The organism is Fodinibius sp. GM108, assembly GCF_058386985.1.
This window is the reverse complement of record NZ_JBYEIR010000001.1, coordinates 572,451-590,118: the sequence shown is the minus strand read 5'-3', so window position 1 is coordinate 590,118 and position 17,668 is coordinate 572,451. Positions and strand designations below refer to the sequence as shown.

The window sequence follows — 17,668 nt, the reverse complement described above, 5'->3', positions numbered from 1 at the left end:
ACAGTAACTATTCTGATTTACTGGTAATCGTCTTTGCTTTTGTTGTGCTGTTCTTTAGTAGAGTTGAATGGCTCTATTTCTAAATCTTGAATTTAAAATTTTTCAGGATTTTATATCTGCGGGTTGTCTACCCTTTACCAACCGGGCGATATGTGAAAACCGAAATAGCCTCCCTTTTCTGGACGCTGAAACGGTACGGCATAGTAGAGTTCAGTAACCAGATAACCAAGGATATTTACACGAATACTGGCCCCGGCACTGAATACCGGAACGCGCTCAGCAGATTCCGTATCCCACCTCAATTCCGGGGACTCATTTCCGGTCCAGGCAACACCGCCGTCAAAAAAGGTTGTCAACGTCGTGGGAATAATACGGGTACCAAAGAGGGCAAAATCTTCAGGGCCAAGTACAGGGAACCGTAACTCCAGGTTAGAAATAGCCATCCTGCTCCCGACAAGGCGATTTAACTCCTGGCAATTACCTTCATCCGATTGTGTACATTCTTCAGGACTAAAAGAAGCTACATTATATCCACGGATAAGGCTTTCGTATCCCAGAAAATTGGGACTAAGCCGGTCGTCCTCTGAATCCGCAAGATACCGGCCGCTGTGAAGAGCGCGAAAAGCGAGTGTTACCGGACGGAAAAAGAAGTATCGGCGATAATCCGCCAGTGCCGATAAATAATCAAGTGATCCTGTGGTGGGCGAAACCTCCAGGCGCATACGCTGACCGGCTATGGGACCGGTTAGAGCGGGCACGGACGAATCCTGCACGTAAGCCAGAGAGGCGTGGTACATGTTAAGCGGCGATGGAGTAGATAAACTCTCTGTTTCCCGGTCAAAGGGCCTGCCGCGCTGAGTATAAAACGTCTGCTGCAACTCCAGATCATACCAGATATGGGTAAAGCCAACAGTTGTCTCAAATCGTTGTGTCGTTGAAAAGGGATATATCCCCAGAGCTGAAATACGATCCTGAAAAGTACGCTGATAGACCCGGTTCAGCGTTGGAGCTACCACTTCTGTATCTTCAACGGTGGTGGTATCCTCTGAATAGAAAGCCGTACTCGTTCTAAAAGGTATATGAGAGACCGATCCGCCCCATACAAACCGGTTATCTCTGTTCAGATAGGCCACCTGTCCCCCCAAATCTTTATAGCTTCCCTGAATTCTAAGGGTAGTCATCAACTGATGCTGGTTCAACATATCGCTGAATTGCAGATCAATGCCGCCGCCGGCTCCCACGCCGAGTTGATTTGAGACGCCAATACCGCCCCCACCCCCGATGTAATCAAGAACCAGGCGGGGGCGATAATCCGACTGTGACCAGTCTGTGTCTGCAGGTATATTATCGGGATTTGAGAGCATAGCAGAGACCAACTGCCGCCCACGACGTTCATAGGGTGGAAGTTGCCCGGACTCAGTCAGCAGTTGGTCTTGTGCGACTCGCTCCCCGACAGTTTGATCAGCCGAAAGTCGTCGGAATAGATATCCCGACTCTTTAAAAGTGGTCAATATCATAGTTCCGGTGCTATCGGCTACGCTCATAGCAGGAGAATACTGACTTATGCCGCTTACGCCGGTACTCACATCTGTAACCTGGTACCGATCCAGCGTCTCAAGATCGTAACGGTAGACATTATTTACGCCCTCACGGTCAGATATAAAGAACAAGGAGCTCCCGTCAGCACTAAATTGCGGATTAATATGCTTGGCATCCTCAAACGGCGGAAGAACTATATTTTTGCCGCTTTCCATATCCCGAAGCGTAATAACCATCTCACCGAAAACCAAGTTATCGAGATTTGTACCCGGTCCCCGGTCGGATATAAACGCAAGTATATCTCCGTCTGGTGACCATTCCGGCTGTAGATCGGAATAGCGTTCATCTGTAATCTGTTGCAGCGAATCCCTCTCCAGATCATACAACCATAAATCGCTGACACCGTCGCTGGATCCCGAAAAGGCAATCTTCTCCCCATCCGGAGACCAAGCCGGATTTGTTATCGAATCCACTTCATCGAACTGAAGGGTTCTGGTAATATTTCCGTTTTCGGGGTTAATAAAAATGATCTGGTTGTCTCCCTTGGAAAACACCACCGCCGCAAAGCGTTCACTGTCTGGCGACCAGCTTCCTGATGATTCAATAAACCGGAGGGCATTGAGATGGGGATCTGTAAGTGTGCTGGTAAGTTTTCTAATTACTTCGCCGGTCTGAGCATCGGCCAGAAACCACTCCAGTGAAAAGAGATTCGCATCGGATATATAAACGACATACTCTCCGTTCGGACTTAATGCCGGGGCACTTCTTAACTGCTCTGAATCATCAGGAAAAACCGCTTCGCCGACTTCATCGGGTGGAGTAAGTCGTTCTACTTTATCCTCATAGGAAGATCTCAAGGCTCCATGCCACAGGCTCGATAACGAATCGGTCGAAATACCCAGCGTGTCCTGAAACCCTTGTTCAACTCCAGCTCGGGCGACAGCTTTATAGAGAGAACTGACCGACTGATCTCCCCAGTTACCTGTTATAAAGGTCCAAAGAGCGTGACCATACCGGTAGGGGAAATATTCCCTGCTGTTGGCAAGATCCTCGATCGTGGGCAAATCGTCGTGTAAAACCGCATCGCGCATCCACATAGCTGTGTGGGTACTACTTGATCCCGTGGAAAGATATTCTGCCATACCCTCGATAAACCATAGCGGAATGTCGGAGGTGGCCCGAATGCCGCCGAAATTACTGCCTTTGGCTATACGATACTGAAAAGCATGCACCAGCTCGTGCCCCAACACATGATTTGTATTGCTATTAGATTCGGCAAAGGGCATTATTATTCGATTTCGCAACCCTTCGGTAACTCCGCCGGTGCCTACGCCCACATTGGGCACAATATTGTTTTGCTGAAAATCGGCGTGATTGGCATAAATAATGAGAGGATTACTGCTGGCAAAAGTATAATTAAAAATCCTGGAATGACGGTCGTACCAACGCTCCGAGAGCTTGCCCAAGTTTCTTACGGCCTCATCTTCCTGCGGGTAATGATAGAGATCAAAATTAGGTGTGTGGAGAATTTCAAAATCAAAACCCTCATACTGAACACTGTTTCTGCCGAAATACTGGGCGCTGACTATTTCAGGAAGGAAGCAGAAACATAATAGTATCCAAAAAATTTTCAGGTTGAAAATCCGCATAACCTCTCTCTTCGTTGAAGATTATATTCATTTAATGGAAACTGAGGTAAAAGTGTTCCTCCATCAGGAGAGAGTAATAAATGTGAAAAGATATTCTGGAATCACGTCAAAAAAGATGTAATATCCCGCTACTTTATCAGTTTTTGCTCTCTAGCAGTGGCCGGTCGGACTCACCTTCCTTCAGCTCATATCCCCACTTTTTAAGCAGTGGCTTTTCCATGGATTCGTCGCGGTATTCATCGGGAATTAAGATGGGAATGCCATAGATTACTGGAAAGTATCGGCTGCATTCGGGACAGCTCATCAGGGCTTCCAGGATTTCTCCTTCTTCACTTTCATTTAAGATATCAATCTCCAAGTCGTGCTTATCGATCGGACAGCAGAGCTTTTCTAGCAGTTTTTTTGTCATTTTATCAATTTGTTAAACTTTTGTGTGATACTGAACCTGCTTTCTTCTCTCATAACGAAGCTCTTGCTTCGTCATGCAACTGATTCAATTCTAAGAGCTTCGGTTCCAATCCCTCTTACATCTCCTCTTGGCAAGGGGAGAATAATTGATTCTATTACTTCTATAGTTCTTGTTTACTACAAATAATTAGACAATCTGATGATTAATGGCACTTCGATTCCCCTCCTTACAAAGGAGGGAAGTAGGAGTAATTGCTATACCACGAATTACTCTAATGCTTCTTTATACTCTGAAGTTCTCTGTCCCGGGTTCTCATCCTTTAAAATGCCCGAAATGACGGCCACGCCATTAAAATCAAGTCCGTCCAGTTCAGTGATGTTATCAGGCGTAATTCCCCCCGACAGAAACAACGGAATGTCTGTAATCTCACGCGCCTTCCGGACTGTTTCAGGTTCAACAATTTCACAACTTCCGACGGACGGTGACGGAAACATGGCACAGAATGAGATATAATCAAAATTGTTCTCTTCGGCCCATTCTACCTTCTCCAGATCGTTACTGCAGGTGATTCCAGCGATGAAGTCACGATTAACCTCTTCTTTAATCTGATCATAATTCCCGGGCACCGAATCGAAGTGGACGCCATCAAGCGGAATCGATTTCAGCATCTCCCAATCACCGTTAATCAGCACGGGCACACTATAATCACCTGCCATTTCATTGATATAGCTGATAAGCTGTTTTTTATCATAACCGCTCATCTCATCAGGCCAATGGTTCCAGACCTGTAAGATACCTGCTCCACCTTCCAATGCCTGCTCTACCCGGTCAAGTAGTGCCGTCTGATCCATCGACGGATCGACCACTAAATAGACACCGTTTAATTGTTGTTTCTTCATAATTTATAATTTTTAGTCTGATTATCTCTCTCCTAGAGGTAATAGCTCATCAAAATTTCTCTTCAACTTAGCTATCTGTTAGCTTTTATCTGATATTTGCAATTACACTCATTAATTTTCCCGGCATTCCAGTCCCCCCTCCTTTCAAAGGTGTAAGATAACTCATGTTAAAATAGCCCCTATTGCTAGCGCGGGAATTAATTCCCGCGCTAGTTATGTGAGTGTAATCAATAAGTGACCAACTCTTGTCATTTTCTTCATGAAATCGTTGTCTACATTACTCCCACCCTTTTTCCATAGCTTCAAAAAATGCATTCCAGTATGGATCATGGCCGTCAAATTCAAACGAATGTTCTTGTCCGTCTTCAATCAAAATTCTACCATTTTCCCGCGGTGTCATTTCTCCAACCACAGTCGCCGGAATGGATTGATCTTTCAAATGGTTTATCAGGGAGTTCTCTTGCTCCGCCTTCACGGCTATGATCATCGATCCCGCTCCCACACATAAGCGGTGATCGATTTCAAAAAGCTCACAAATTGCTTTAGGAGCTTCACCAACGGGCAATTCACTGCTATCCACCCGAAATCCACAACCTGAAGCCTCGGCCATCTCCCAAATCCCGCCAAGAAGTCCACCTTCAGTAACATCGTGCATTGCTTTCAGTTCCTTATTCGGAGCCAACACTTCAGCCGCGGCAAGTCCATCTTTCAGCGATGAAGTGCGGTAAAAATTTTCGCATCCCTTCTCGTAAATATCTTCGCCACATTTCTCCTTCACCGTTTCCGGAAAACTCATCGCCAAAATCGAGGAAGAAACAAGAGCGCTTTCTTTGGTCACTACAATTTTATCTCCTGGCTCAGCCCCATCACTGGTAATAATTTCATCCACCGGTGCGTGTAAAAACATTGTTCCGCCCCCTGGCGTCGTAGACCCTTGTCCCGGTACCTGAGCCGTGTGCCCGCCTGTAATTGCCACACCGATTTCGTCACAGATCCGGTGGATATGTCCCCAATAGCGTTTGAATTTCTCGAGCGGAAAATCAGGCGACATATTCAACACAAACTGAGCATATTCGGGTGCAAACCCGGTTGTGGCCATATCATTAACCAGCAGATGCACCGAAAGCCAGGCCGATTCTTTTAGTCCCAATGAGGGAATCAGCGAAAGCGGATCGCTGGAAGTAGCAAGTCCATTGCCGTTACCGAGATCTATTACCGCAGTATCGACACCAAATTTGGGTCCTTTTAGAACATCCGGCCGTTTTCGTCCGCTCTGCGGCTCAATAATTTCCCGAAAGAGATTGCTATTGATTTTTCCGCTTTGATCTTCAAATGCACTCATTTCCTAATAATATTAATCAACATCAGTTAGCTTAACATGAAGTCCAAAAAAGTCACCAATTGGTAGTCCCCAACGCTGTACGGGAAACCATTTTGGCAAACCAGTCGCTGTCCACTCAATCTCATATAGCCGACCTTCTAAAGCTTCATGAATAGTATCAATTAGCTTTTGGGGAGTATAGAAATTTGCCGTCTCATAATAGGGATTTGCTCCAAAAACTTCCTGCACACGCCGGCGGACAACCTTAGTAGAATTGCGATTCATGATTCCAAAGATAATTCCAAACTTTCCCACACGTACCGCTTCGCGAATTACTTTAATGGGATCTTCGTAATAGGCAAAGGTGGCAATAAAAGCCAATGCATCAAATGTATTATCCTTAAACGGCATGTGGTGTGAATCGGCCCAGACAAGATCACCTTCAAATAATTTTGTCCCTTCACCTAACATAAAAGGTGATATATCCGCACCGGTTGCTTCAATACCTATCTCCTGCCACCAGCGGGTAAAGCGGGTAGTACCGCAGCCATATTCGAGCAGAGTCTCAACCCGCTCATCTTTTTTTATGAGTTTGGCCAGTACTTTTTTCTGCCATATTTCGGCCCGCTTATAACGTCCTTCATAGTAATCCTCATAAACCTCGGTATGCTCGCGATTGAAAAACCATTCCTCGCGATCCTGCCACTGCTCCAGCTTTTTCGTGGCCAGTTCAAACTTTTTCTTTTGGATATTACTCATTACATGATCTCTGAAGGTTGAAAAATAACTCATCCGGATAATAGCAGGTGGGAGTTGTCAGCCGGAAATAACTCGCAATGAGCAGACTGGCTTTCCCTACGCTGGTATTATCCAGATCAGGTTCAAGGGTATGATCTCAGCCCATATGGCACCCCTGTCAATTTCTAAAAATATATATTTTTAAATATTTGGTAAACTAAAAGTAACGAGGAATGTTGTTAAATGATAATTATTAACAACCACTGGCTTTGGGACCTTTCAGCCATTTACGCACAATATCATGTAGTTCTTTCTTTTGAACAGGTTTAGAAAGATAGTCATCCATTCCTGCTTGCAAGCATTTTTCTTTAACATCCGGATGGGCATCACCGGTCATGGCAATAATTTTAAGCTTCTTTTTCTCATCTTCGAGCTTTCTTATTTCTTGGGCAGCCTCATATCCATTCATGACCGGCATTTGTAAATCTAAAAAGATAAAAGCGTAATCGTTCTCAACAAAGGCTTCCACTGCCTGTTTGCCATCCGAAACCACATCGGCCGTGAAACCTATATTTTCTATCACCCTAGATGCAACCAGCTGATTTATCTTGTCGTCTTCAGCAATTAAAACACGCTTATTCTGAGCTAATGAAATTTCATCTTGGACGGGCTCTTCAACTTGTCCTACATCAATTTCCTCATCATCAGTAAATACCGCATCTGCATAAATAGTGAAAGAGAAGGTGGTTCCTTTATTTATTTGGCTCTCTACATCAATCTCTCCTCCCATCATATTTACAATTTCTTTGCTAATAGCCAATCCTAAACCAGTTCCACCTTCATTATTTTTGGTGTTAACCTGTGAAAAGAAGTTGAACAGATGTGGCAACTCCTCTTCCGGAATGCCCATACCTGTATCCTGAATCGAAAACTGAAGACAATGTTCCCCATTTTGATTTCCGCACGTTGCTACACTCAACGTTACCTCTCCCTCTTCGGTAAACTTAACAGCATTACCGACTAAATTAATCAAGACCTGCCGGAGTCTTGCCTTGTCTGTTTTAATTTTATGCGGCACATTTTCATCGAGATGCCAGGCAGTTTCCAGCTTTTTTTCCTTAACCTTTAATGACATCAAGTTAAATACATCACTGATCAACTCCTCGAGGTTAAAAGAAACTTTGTTCAGTTTCATATTTCCCGATTCCAGCTTCGAGAAATCCAGCACATCGTTAATGATCGAAAGAAGATTTTCACCCGCAATCTTGATTGTACGAACGTACTCTTTCTGCTCTTTATTCATATCCGTCTCCATCACCAGATCGGTCATACCGATTACAGCATTCATAGGAGTACGTATTTCATGACTCATCATAGCCAGAAAATCGGACTTATGTCGTGCAGCTGTTTCAGTTTGTTCTTTGGAGCGTTCTATTACTTTTACATATTTCTTTTGTCTCTTAAGCATCCCAACTATTACAAAGCCTAAACCACACGCGATAAGTATTATGAAATAAAGCTGATGCCAATACGAATTAACCTGGCTTCGCAATTTATCAGTAGCAGATTTTTGTTCGGCACTGGCCCCATCTAGTTTTTTGGTAGTGGATAAGACCCATCTGTCAATATCAGAGAGGCTCTTATCTCGTCCTTCATCTACTTCATTTATCTGATCTTCTAACATCTGTAACAGGGAATCTGCTTTAGTTGATGAGATATCAAGTGAAGAAAGCTCTTGTTCTCTAATTATATCCAGATCTTCCTTAATATTCTGCAAACGCTGTTGAAGAAATACCTCTACCTCCTCTTCTTCACCTTCTTCAAACAAATATTCACTCCCGATAAATAAGCTAAGATCCTTGAAATCTTCCGATAAATTATCCAATCGGGAAGTCATTTCAACTTGCTTATCAAGCTCTTTTTTTCCCCACTCTACTTGCCACATAATGTAGGCTGACCAGCTGACGAAGATGAATAGTAGTAATCCCGATAATTGCACAGAATATTTTTGAAAAAATGAATAAATGGTCTTCATAATCCCGATTCCCTGACGAATTACCCTATTCCATTTACTGTAATGGTAACCCCAATATTAAATTTATCTTAAGTACATTAACGATATTTAATGTTTAATACAACACTAAACCACAAAAACAGAACATGAAAAAAATGCACAGATACTCAAATTTGAGTGCCTTTTAATGTTACGAAATTTCCCAAAGTGCCTATGTAGTAACAAGTTACTATATTTAAATGATATTTAGTTTATACCATAAAAAACGTAAATCAAAAATCCTACCATTTTTTTAGGATACTGGCTTCAACTATGAACAAGCATATTTGGATTGAGAAGCCAGAATAAGGTCTCTCGACCCGTCGAATATACAGGATGCGGGATTTCGTAAAATCTGATCTATTCTGCACTTGTGTGTTTAGCCAAATCACTTATAGCATCAATACTTAGCTGCTCTGCTTGTTCTCGACGCATGATTAGTGCATAACTGTTTTCAAAGCCTAGTGGTTGGAGCCACTTCAGATTAAACTGCTTTTGGAACTGTTGCTCTACAAATTCAAACACAGCATCAGCGTTAGTACCGAGGCTGTCAATCACATCCTCGCGGGGCTCCAATAATACGTGAAGACCTGTACCCGTATATTCCGGATACAGCTGTATTTCTCCCTCAAGCAATGCATTAAATACAATTTGTGTGCCAGCTAATCCTGAATTCAAAAATACATTCAGATCGGTGTAATTTTCGATCAGTATTTGGTACATGTGTCCAAGTAAAAATTGCTCTGTTTGCAATTTGCCTCCGATCAGCAGATCAGGATCGCCACCCCTGCTCACATCGGTTTGAAAACCAAGCTCATTAAGGAATTCTTTTGCCACTTCCCGCTCGGGCTTTTGCTCGTAATCTACAGCACTGTTCAAAGCAGTCATCTGCTTTGTGCTGATTTTGCCGGCCAGCTTGTTAATGACTGCAATAACCTCAGGATTTTCTTTGGCAAAATCTTGTCTGACCAGCGGCGCACATTCATATGGTGGAAAATACTGCTTGTCATCCTCCAGCACTTTCAAATCGAAAGCCTCAATACGTCCATCCGTTGAATAACCTACTGCAGCATCAATACGGCCATTTCTAAGTGCTTCGTACATCAGCGAAGCGTTCATTTCCACCACCGGCATATTGAAATTATATTGCTGTTTGAGCTGCTCATAGCCATCCGCTCGTTCAAGAAATTCCGGGGGTACTCCAATCCTCATTTGATCTTCACTAAAAACGGTGCCCAGCGAATACAGCGATACAAACAGAACCACAGTCGCTAACCCGTAGCTAAGCGGCTTCATCAACTTGGTGATGTTCCGCTCAAACAACCCAAGCAGGAAATCAAATCCCAACGCCAAAAGTGCAGCAGGCAACGCGCCGGCCATTATCATAATTGAGTTATTAAGGGCAATGCCGCGAAAAATATATTCTCCCAACCCGCCGGCTCCGATAAGCGCGCAAAGTGTGGCAACGCCTACATTGATAACTGTGGCTGTTCGAATTCCTGCAAAAATAACCGGCACTGCCAATGGCAGCTCTACTTTTCTCAGAATCTGCCCATCGGTCATCCCCATTCCCCGGGCTGCTTCTGTCACCGATGCCTCAACCTCGTTAATTCCCGAATAGGTATTGCGGACAATCGGGAGCAAAGCATACAGAAACAGCGCGACGATGGCTGGCAATGCTCCAATACCCAGCAGCGGCAGCATAAATCCCAGTAAAGCAATGCTGGGTATAGTTTGGATGACACCGACAGTTCCCAGGATGGGGCTGGAAATATTCTCGTACCGGGTGGCTAAAAGACCCAGCGGAATTCCAATAATCACGGCAATCAATAATGATACAAAAGTAAGGCCGATATGCTCTACAGTTTGGGTTAACAGCTCGGCCTGATTTGTGACGATGAAGTTCCAGAACTCAACCATGATTACCTCCATCACTCATCGATCTTTTAAACAGTTGAAATGCAGTTAACAGATCATTAAGGCTCATCGAATTTCGGATGCGTCCGTTAACCCGGTGAATTAATTTTGTATTTGCTTCTTTATCTTGGCTCATATGTTCAATAATCGTATAAAGAGAGGTATCGCGGGTAACCTCCTGCTCTGTCTGCGGTGTATTCCAGTATATTTCTTCGGCTCCTTCTATCGGTTGAAGAATGTCAGAAAGTTTAATGCTCAATAACTCCAGCTGAAAGCGGTCGGAAGCAAAAAACTGATTGACAAATTTATTGGCTGGATTAAAAATCAGCTCTGCAGGCGTGCCCGTCTGTTGCAGTATTCCCTCATCGAGAAGACAAAGGCGATCGCACATTTCAAAGGCTTCAAAAACATCATGTGTTACAAGTACAATTGTTTTATCAATCTCTGCAAAAAGCCGGGTTACCTCCTTGCGGATATGCTGCTTTGTGATGGGATCGAGAGCCCCAAACGGTTCGTCCATGAGAATAACCGGTGGATCGGCGGCCAGGGCCCGAGCCAATCCCACACGCTGCTGCTGTCCGCCGCTAAGCGAATCTGGTTTACGATCTGCAAACGTACCGGGCTCGAGTCCAACAAGCTTTAACAGCTCATCACAGCGCGAATAAATACGGCTGTCATCCCATCCCAATAGCTTGGGTACTATTGAAATATTTCGCTTTACTGAATAGTGAGGAAACAGCCCCACATCCTGAATGACATATCCGATACGACGACGAAGCTGCTGCGGATTCTCGGTGAAGATATCCCGTCCATCTACTGTTATAGTACCGGAGGTAGGTTCTACCAGCCGATTGATCATCTTCAGTGTGGTTGTCTTGCCACAGCCACTGGTACCTATGAGTCCAAACGTTTCGCCTTCTTCAACCCTGAACGAAAGGTCCTGAACAGCAGGCGTATCCCCATAATTTTTTGATACATTTTGGAGCTCTATCAAGGCGCGTTCGTTTATTTGCAGTTTATCATCCGCAGTCTCAATTTGCTATAATAATTAAAGAATGGAAAAGCAGTCCAAACCAAAAGCACATTCATGGCACAGGACAAATCCCCAAACTCATCTGCAGGAAGAATGAACCTATGATCAGAATCACCAGCACGGCAAAAAAGATATGTTTTCCCGACCATCCTGCGGATTGATCTTGCGAAGTTCTGAAAAATTGTATCATATAGCACCTTGTCATGGGGTTAGCAAAACAGTTACTTCTTCGACAAATATTGCAGAGAAAAATAATCCTTCTCATCGGTCCATACCTTTTCGACCGTATACCAGTTGCTGACCAGTTCTTCAAACTCATCGATGGTATATTTATATGAATTTTCGGTATGGATCGATTCTCCCTCTTCAAAATGAAACTGTTCACCATCTATGGTTACTGTTTGTTCAGTCTCTGATACCAAGTGCATTTCAATGCGCCCTTCATCTTCATTGTAAAATGCACGATGTGAAAAATTGTTTAGATCAAAATCTGCTCTAAAATCCCGATTGAGACGGGCCAGCATATTCTTATTGAATTCAGCAGTTATACCTTCGGAATCGTTATAGGCCGCCTCCAGCACCTGCTTGTCTTTCTTCAAATCAACGCCAATTAACATTCCGGAATTGTCATCTGTCAAAGAGGCCATATTTTCAAAAAAAGAGCGGGCCTCTTCGGGACGTAAATTTCCAACCGTTGACCCGGGGAAAAAGATTACTTGTTTTTCATAATCACCACCGAGATTTGGCAGTCTGAAATGATTGGTATAATCTGCAAATATGGGAATAATGGAGATCCGCGGATAATCCATCCGCAGTCGACTAATAACTTTTATCAGATATTCTTCCGAAATATCCACAGGCACATACGCTGTAAGATTCTCCAGATGGCCGAGCAGCAGCCGCGTTTTTTTGCTGCTTCCACTTCCGAGCTCAACGAGCATAACATTTGAGCCAACCACATCTGCTATTTCCTCTATATTTATCTCTAGTATCTCTTTTTCGGCCCGGGTTAGATAATACTCTTCAAGCTTGGTAATCTGCTCAAATAATCTGGATCCTTCCTCGTCATAAAATAGTTTACTTGGTAATCTTTTAGGGGATTTACCGAGACCCTCTTTTATTTCCTCCAGCATATATCCAACACCTGTTGCGTCTTGATTACTCATAGATTTTAGAGGTATTACAAGCTATCCCGTTTGCATGAATGTTTCGGACGACTAGTCATAACTATAATCCTCATTTACTCCTGCAACTTAAAATATAAGGAGGCTTTGCAAAACCAAATCCTGTGAAATTGTCATCGCGAGCCCCGCAGTTTTCGGAGTGTGGCGATCTCCACACGACCGCTGCCGGGACTTTCCGAAAGTTTTCGGAACACTCCATTCGCAATGACACAGGGTTTTGCAAAGCCTTTTAAAAAAAAGGTGAGAAATTCCTGAAGTCTAACAGAGTTATAATTATTGCTATAGTTATGAAGAGCGACTTTTGCAATCTCAGGGATAGCTGTCATTTTGAATTTCACTTTTTTAAAAAATAAAAAAACCTGCAAGAAGTCTCTTGCAGGTCGCAATATTCTCACTGATATTTCTTATACCTTATTACTGGATTTCATAGAATTGGTTATATACATAATCCCAAAAATCGGCTAAGTTGGATCCTTTATTATGGGGATTTTTGGATTTTGAATTTTTCATTGCGTCCAGGCAAGCTTTTTCTTTCGCATCATAATAAGCCTTTAGCTGATGGGCCGTTGGATCTTCGATCATTTCTTCAAATTTCTCAACTTTCTCAGGCATAACGTTTCGTTCTTCCGTTTTGTAATTCTTTTTTAATATAACGCAGAAATACGTTAAAAAATTTCCTCTCCACTTCTAATAAAGTAGTTTAGAAAATAGATTGCAAAAGAGATCGGCCTGAATTTCATTTAGATATCATCGCCTCTCAGCAGTTTGTCCAAATCAGACCTTTTCTTTTTAGGTTATATAAGTTCTATTATCAGATTTAGTGCTATGAAAAATATTCGAAACCGGCTTAAATATATTTTCCCGATTCTTATTCTTCTGATGATTGTCGGGTTAGTGCTCTCAAGAATTTATCAGCCGAACTCTTCACCTCCTGAACCGGAAGTGCGGATCAGCGCCGCCGAAGCCAATGACTATATTGGCACTGCCGCTGAAGTTTGTGGCAAAGTAGCTACGGTTGATTACCTGCCCCAGGTTAACGGGGAACCTACTTTTTTAAATTTTGGACAACCTCATCCAAACCAGCATTTTACAGGCGTCATCTTCGGAAGCGACAGGGAAAAATGGAGGAGATCTCCCGAACAGCTGTATGAAGATCGGGATATCTGCATCATCGGAAGAGTTGAACTCCATGAGGGCACACCCCAAATCACTGTTGCCAGTCCGGAGCAAATAATTGATCAATAACTACATTTTGATGTATCAATTTCAAAAAAGAATATTGCACGAGGATCATTCTGTTAAATATATCCTTTTACAAGAAGGGGAACAGCTTCAGTACATTGATTTTATCACCTCGTTACAGCAGCACAATTCCTTCCGATTCTTTTTTATGAATCTTTTATCTGATATTCACTTCCACGCCTACCAATGGGAGACTCCACCAGTAACTACAACCAGCTTAGATCAACCTTTTGAATTTGTTGTCACCAATAATCCCGGAATTGATCTCCCGCCGGATCCCGGACCTTTTCGTCAATACTTTATTCCCAAAACAGATAGAGATATAGCCGTATTTAACAATCTCGGCAACGATGCCAAACTGATTGCTCCTGCACCCGTTGGTGATTTAAATTACTCGCATATCGGTGTATTTACGGAGCAAGCCCCAGAAAACCAGCAGCATTCGCTTTGGCAAACAGTCGGCAAGGTTACAGAAGAGAGAATTTCAGAGCAACCGTTATGGCTCAATACAGCGGGCGGGGGTGTTGCCTGGCTGCATGTCAGGCTGGATTCGCATCCAAAATATTACCGGCACAGAGCTTATACGTCAAATTGAGTAAAAACACACCCTCTATTCCTTTGTTTACCCCTATGATAAAGTACCAAAGTTTACTCAAGTCTCCTGTTATTTAATTTCCCTCCATTGTAACCGATAATAAATAAAGCTTCTTATGAAAATTATAATTTAATTAGCGGCATGTAGTAATAAATGCCATAACCGGTAAAAAAATGACACAGCACTGCTACTATAACATAGAAGCTCCGCTGAAAGGCCTGCCATTTCTCATTCATCGTACAATCAAAAGAGGTAGAGCTATGGAAAAGAATAACTTTGATCTGGATCTAAAAGATTTAACATCACAGGTACGCAAAAAAGCTTTAGAAATTGCCAGCGATCTCGAGAGCAAAGAAAGTTACTCTAAAAAGGAAGCAATTACCGAGGCTATAAAAAAAGCCCGGGAATGGCATTTTAACTGCCAAGGGTAACCATCAACAGCAGATATTGAAATATACGTTTGAATGGGGAAGCCGATTACGCCATTGGTCATTATAAAATCAATGGCTGGCCTACTCTTATTGATTTATTTGCTTCTTTCTTCCCTCCAAACATCACTTTGACTTTATTAAAGAAACCACACAAGGTCAACAGACTAGAAGGAAACGTTCTTTTGTTTAAAAAGATTATTGATTTGTTATCCCATCAAGAGAGATGATGCGATCCATTTTAAGGAGAAAAAATAAGTTAGTTAAACTTCCATATGTCTGATGACCTGATTCAGCATTTTTTAGAAGAGAGACAGGGGAAACAAATTCTCGATAGCCTGCCCATGGCTGTTTATATTACCGATACAGAGGGATGGCTCAAATATTTTAACCCTGCAGCAGCTCGGTTGGCTGGACGTGAGCCAGAATTAAATAAGGACCGGTGGTGCATAAACTCTAAGCTCTATTATACTGATGGATCCCCCATTCCAGCCCCAAAAAGCCCATTGGCTGAATCTCTGAGGGAACGGCGCAGTTTGGACGGAATAAAAGCTATCGCTGAAAGACCAGACGGTGAACGTATTTGGATTCGGGCTTATCCGGCTCCGTTACCCAATGAATACGGAGAAGTTATCGGTGGAATCAACATGCTGGTAGAATTTACCGATCAAGAGACCCGGAGTGAAGGTGAAGAAAAATACAGGACATTAATCGAGGGAATAGGTGAGGGATATTGTGTCATTAAATTAGAATTTGACGACAGTAATAACCCAAAAGATTACTATTACCTTGAGATAAACTCAGCGTTTGAAAAACAAAGTGGATTGGAAGATATAGTAAAGAAGAGCGCTAATGAAATATTTGAAAAAATTGAAGAAGAACGACTAAGAAAATATGGCAAAGTAGCATTAACAGGCGAACCTGTTAATTTTGAAAGTTATGTTGATGATTTAGACCGCTGGTTTGACATATCTGCTTTCCGAATTGGCAATCCGGAAGAGCAAAAAATTGCCATTATCTTTAAAAATATAACTGAGCGCAAAGAAGCCGAGAAGGATCGGGAGCAACTACTGAAGCAGGTAAAAACAGAGCAAAAGCAAATGTTGGATATATTTGAGCATGCTCCATCCTTCATGGGTGTTATGCGGGGACCAGATCATGTCATTGAGCGGGCGAATAAGCTCTTTAAACAATTAGTGGGAGATCGAGAAGTTGTCGGTAAACCCGTGCGGGAAGCAATTCCGGAGTCCGTGGAACAAGGATTTATTGATTTGCTCAACAAAGTATACGAAACAGGCGAATCATTTGTAGGAACCGATATGAAGGTTATGATCCAACGGGGACCGGGTGATGCCGAGGAGCGATATATTGACTTTGTCTATCAACCGATATATGAACCGGACGGATCAATTTCAGGAGTATTTATGCAGGGTGTCGACCTAACTGAGCGAAAACGTGCTCAGGAAGCACTAAAGGCTATAAATGAAAACCTTGAACAACGGGTAGAGGAGCGGACAAAGGCTTTATTGTCATACCAAGACCAATTGCGATCATTGGTATTTCAATTGAGCAGGGCTGAGATAAACCAACGACAAAAATTAGCTACTGAGCTTCATGATAATCTTGGTCAAATACTGGCCTTAAGTAAAATGAAAGCAGAATCACTTGAGAAAGATCAATCCGACTTACACACAAAAAACGATGTAGATGATTTAAAAAGATTAATGACCGAAGCTATTAATTATACACGCGAATTAACATCGGATCTTAAACCACCGCCCTCCATTCATGATGATTTATTAGCAAGTATAAACTGGGTGGCTGAAAAGGTAGAAAAACATGGTCTCAATATAATTATTGAAGACGACGAACAACCAAAGCCACTCGATGATGAAGTAAGAGTAACAGTAATTCCAAGCATTAGAGAATTACTGTTTAATATTGTAAAACACACCTCTGAAAAAGAGGCTACTGTACGCTTAAAGAGAAGTGGAGATCATCTGCATATAACAGTAAAAGATGAAGGAGAAGGATTTAATGTAGACGATCAAGAATTTACTCCAAGTAAGGAGGGAGGTTTCGGACTTTTTAATATACAGGAAAGAATAGACTTGCTCGGTGGAAGTGTAGATATTGAATCAAATAAGAAAGAAGGCACCACTGTCACACTTCGAGTTCCTCTCTCGAGTGAGAGTAAAGACGAAGCAGTGGAACAAATCGCTCAAGTTGGGGAACCCGAAATAACCGAACCAACACAAATCGAACGGGATAAAAAAATCAAAGTTTTACTTGTGGATGACCACCAGATGTTCCGTAATGGCCTCCGGAAAATCATCGAGGAACAGGATGATATTATTGTCGTAGGTGAGGCAGGTGACGGGAAGGAGGCTATAAGGTTAAGCCGGGAGACTTCACCTGATGTTATACTCATGGATGTCAACATGCCAAAGATGGATGGCATTGAGGCTACACGTAGAATTTCTTCTGGTATGCCGGATATACGAATTATCGGGGTATCACTTTATGACAGTCAAGAGGTAATACAAGATCTGCGAAGCGCCGGCGCCTCTGCCTATCTGACAAAGACTGAGGCTTTTGAATCCTTAATAATGACTATTCGCGCGGAGGCCTCTGCTTGAATCGCTACACTAACTATATTTA

Annotated in this window: 14 protein-coding genes and 1 riboswitch; of the genes, 4 read left to right on the top strand and 10 right to left on the bottom strand. The window is 42.8% G+C overall.

The features are described 5' to 3' along the window. Nucleotides 1-134 precede the first annotated feature (134 nt). The 10 genes from ACT3ID_RS02590 to ACT3ID_RS02545 all read right to left on the bottom strand — a co-directional run bounded on the left by ACT3ID_RS02590 (nt 135) and on the right by ACT3ID_RS02545 (nt 13,354). A complete protein-coding gene (locus ACT3ID_RS02590) occupies nt 135-3,188 on the bottom strand; it encodes a TolB family protein (protein ID WP_491540413.1) in 3,054 nt (1,017 codons plus the stop codon). Between the two features lie 136 nt (nt 3,189-3,324). Beyond that, nucleotides 3,325-3,597 carry a Trm112 family protein gene (locus ACT3ID_RS02585; RefSeq protein ID WP_491540412.1) on the bottom strand — a complete coding sequence of 91 codons (273 nt, stop codon included), beginning with the start codon at nt 3,595-3,597 and terminating at the stop codon, nt 3,325-3,327. Between the two features lie 266 nt (nt 3,598-3,863). After that, nucleotides 3,864-4,496: a thiamine phosphate synthase gene (locus tag ACT3ID_RS02580; protein ID WP_491540411.1), complete on the bottom strand. Its 633-nt coding sequence runs from the start codon at nt 4,494-4,496 to the stop codon at nt 3,864-3,866. Nucleotides 4,497-4,773: 277 nt separating this feature from the next. Next, nucleotides 4,774-5,838 carry an AIR synthase family protein gene (locus ACT3ID_RS02575; protein ID WP_491540410.1) on the bottom strand — a complete coding sequence of 355 codons (1,065 nt, stop codon included), beginning with the start codon at nt 5,836-5,838 and terminating at the stop codon, nt 4,774-4,776. A 12-nt stretch (nt 5,839-5,850) separates the two neighbouring features. Beyond that, nucleotides 5,851-6,576, bottom strand: coding sequence for a class I SAM-dependent methyltransferase (locus tag ACT3ID_RS02570; RefSeq protein ID WP_491540567.1), 726 nt, complete (start codon nt 6,574-6,576; stop codon nt 5,851-5,853). 75 nt (nt 6,577-6,651) lie between these two features. Then, a riboswitch (TPP riboswitch) is annotated at nt 6,652-6,742 on the bottom strand. Between the two features lie 66 nt (nt 6,743-6,808). Next, on the bottom strand, nt 6,809-8,590 hold the full coding sequence (locus ACT3ID_RS02565; protein ID WP_491540409.1) for an ATP-binding protein: 1,782 nt from the start codon (nt 8,588-8,590) through the stop codon (nt 6,809-6,811). Nucleotides 8,591-8,968: 378 nt separating this feature from the next. Continuing rightward, nucleotides 8,969-10,528, bottom strand: coding sequence for an ABC transporter permease/substrate-binding protein (locus tag ACT3ID_RS02560; protein ID WP_491540566.1), 1,560 nt, complete (start codon nt 10,526-10,528; stop codon nt 8,969-8,971). Further along, nucleotides 10,521-11,519 (bottom strand): ABC transporter ATP-binding protein, encoded by a 999-nt coding sequence (locus tag ACT3ID_RS02555; RefSeq protein WP_491540408.1) that lies wholly within the window; start codon nt 11,517-11,519, stop codon nt 10,521-10,523. The genes ACT3ID_RS02560 and ACT3ID_RS02555 overlap by 8 nt, the downstream gene beginning before the upstream one ends. A gap of 260 nt (nt 11,520-11,779) precedes the next feature. Next, the gene (gene egtD / locus ACT3ID_RS02550) at nt 11,780-12,724 is read right to left on the bottom strand and encodes an L-histidine N(alpha)-methyltransferase (protein ID WP_491540407.1); all 945 of its coding nucleotides are present in this window, start codon (nt 12,722-12,724) and stop codon (nt 11,780-11,782) included. 432 nt (nt 12,725-13,156) lie between these two features. Further along, nucleotides 13,157-13,354: a hypothetical protein gene (locus ACT3ID_RS02545; RefSeq protein ID WP_491540406.1), complete on the bottom strand. Its 198-nt coding sequence runs from the start codon at nt 13,352-13,354 to the stop codon at nt 13,157-13,159. 213 nt (nt 13,355-13,567) lie between these two features. Between ACT3ID_RS02545 and ACT3ID_RS02540 the strand changes: the two genes are divergently transcribed. The 4 genes from ACT3ID_RS02540 to ACT3ID_RS02525 all read left to right on the top strand — a co-directional run bounded on the left by ACT3ID_RS02540 (nt 13,568) and on the right by ACT3ID_RS02525 (nt 17,646). Further along, nucleotides 13,568-13,987, top strand: coding sequence for a hypothetical protein (locus ACT3ID_RS02540; protein ID WP_491540405.1), 420 nt, complete (start codon nt 13,568-13,570; stop codon nt 13,985-13,987). A 10-nt stretch (nt 13,988-13,997) separates the two neighbouring features. Then, entirely contained in the window at nt 13,998-14,579 is a 582-nt protein-coding gene (locus ACT3ID_RS02535) for a DUF6940 family protein (protein ID WP_491540404.1), read from the top strand. A gap of 260 nt (nt 14,580-14,839) precedes the next feature. Then, nucleotides 14,840-15,010: a hypothetical protein gene (locus tag ACT3ID_RS02530; RefSeq protein ID WP_491540403.1), complete on the top strand. Its 171-nt coding sequence runs from the start codon at nt 14,840-14,842 to the stop codon at nt 15,008-15,010. Nucleotides 15,011-15,282: 272 nt separating this feature from the next. Next, entirely contained in the window at nt 15,283-17,646 is a 2,364-nt protein-coding gene (locus ACT3ID_RS02525) for a response regulator (RefSeq protein ID WP_491540402.1), read from the top strand. Nucleotides 17,647-17,668 lie beyond the last annotated feature (22 nt).

Coding starts and splice junctions, on each gene's coding strand:
- ACT3ID_RS02590 (WP_491540413.1), bottom strand. CDS start 3,188: ATGCGGATTTTCAACCTGAAAATTTTTTGGATACTATTATGTTTCTGC.
- ACT3ID_RS02585 (WP_491540412.1), bottom strand. CDS start 3,597: ATGACAAAAAAACTGCTAGAAAAGCTCTGCTGTCCGATCGATAAGCAC.
- ACT3ID_RS02580 (WP_491540411.1), bottom strand. CDS start 4,496: ATGAAGAAACAACAATTAAACGGTGTCTATTTAGTGGTCGATCCGTCG.
- ACT3ID_RS02575 (WP_491540410.1), bottom strand. CDS start 5,838: ATGAGTGCATTTGAAGATCAAAGCGGAAAAATCAATAGCAATCTCTTT.
- ACT3ID_RS02570 (WP_491540567.1), bottom strand. CDS start 6,576: ATGAGTAATATCCAAAAGAAAAAGTTTGAACTGGCCACGAAAAAGCTG.
- ACT3ID_RS02565 (WP_491540409.1), bottom strand. CDS start 8,590: ATGAAGACCATTTATTCATTTTTTCAAAAATATTCTGTGCAATTATCG.
- ACT3ID_RS02560 (WP_491540566.1), bottom strand. CDS start 10,528: ATGGTTGAGTTCTGGAACTTCATCGTCACAAATCAGGCCGAGCTGTTA.
- egtD (WP_491540407.1), bottom strand. CDS start 12,724: ATGAGTAATCAAGACGCAACAGGTGTTGGATATATGCTGGAGGAAATA.
- ACT3ID_RS02545 (WP_491540406.1), bottom strand. CDS start 13,354: ATGCCTGAGAAAGTTGAGAAATTTGAAGAAATGATCGAAGATCCAACG.
- ACT3ID_RS02540 (WP_491540405.1), top strand. CDS start 13,568: ATGAAAAATATTCGAAACCGGCTTAAATATATTTTCCCGATTCTTATT.
- ACT3ID_RS02535 (WP_491540404.1), top strand. CDS start 13,998: ATGTATCAATTTCAAAAAAGAATATTGCACGAGGATCATTCTGTTAAA.
- ACT3ID_RS02530 (WP_491540403.1), top strand. CDS start 14,840: ATGGAAAAGAATAACTTTGATCTGGATCTAAAAGATTTAACATCACAG.
- ACT3ID_RS02525 (WP_491540402.1), top strand. CDS start 15,283: ATGTCTGATGACCTGATTCAGCATTTTTTAGAAGAGAGACAGGGGAAA.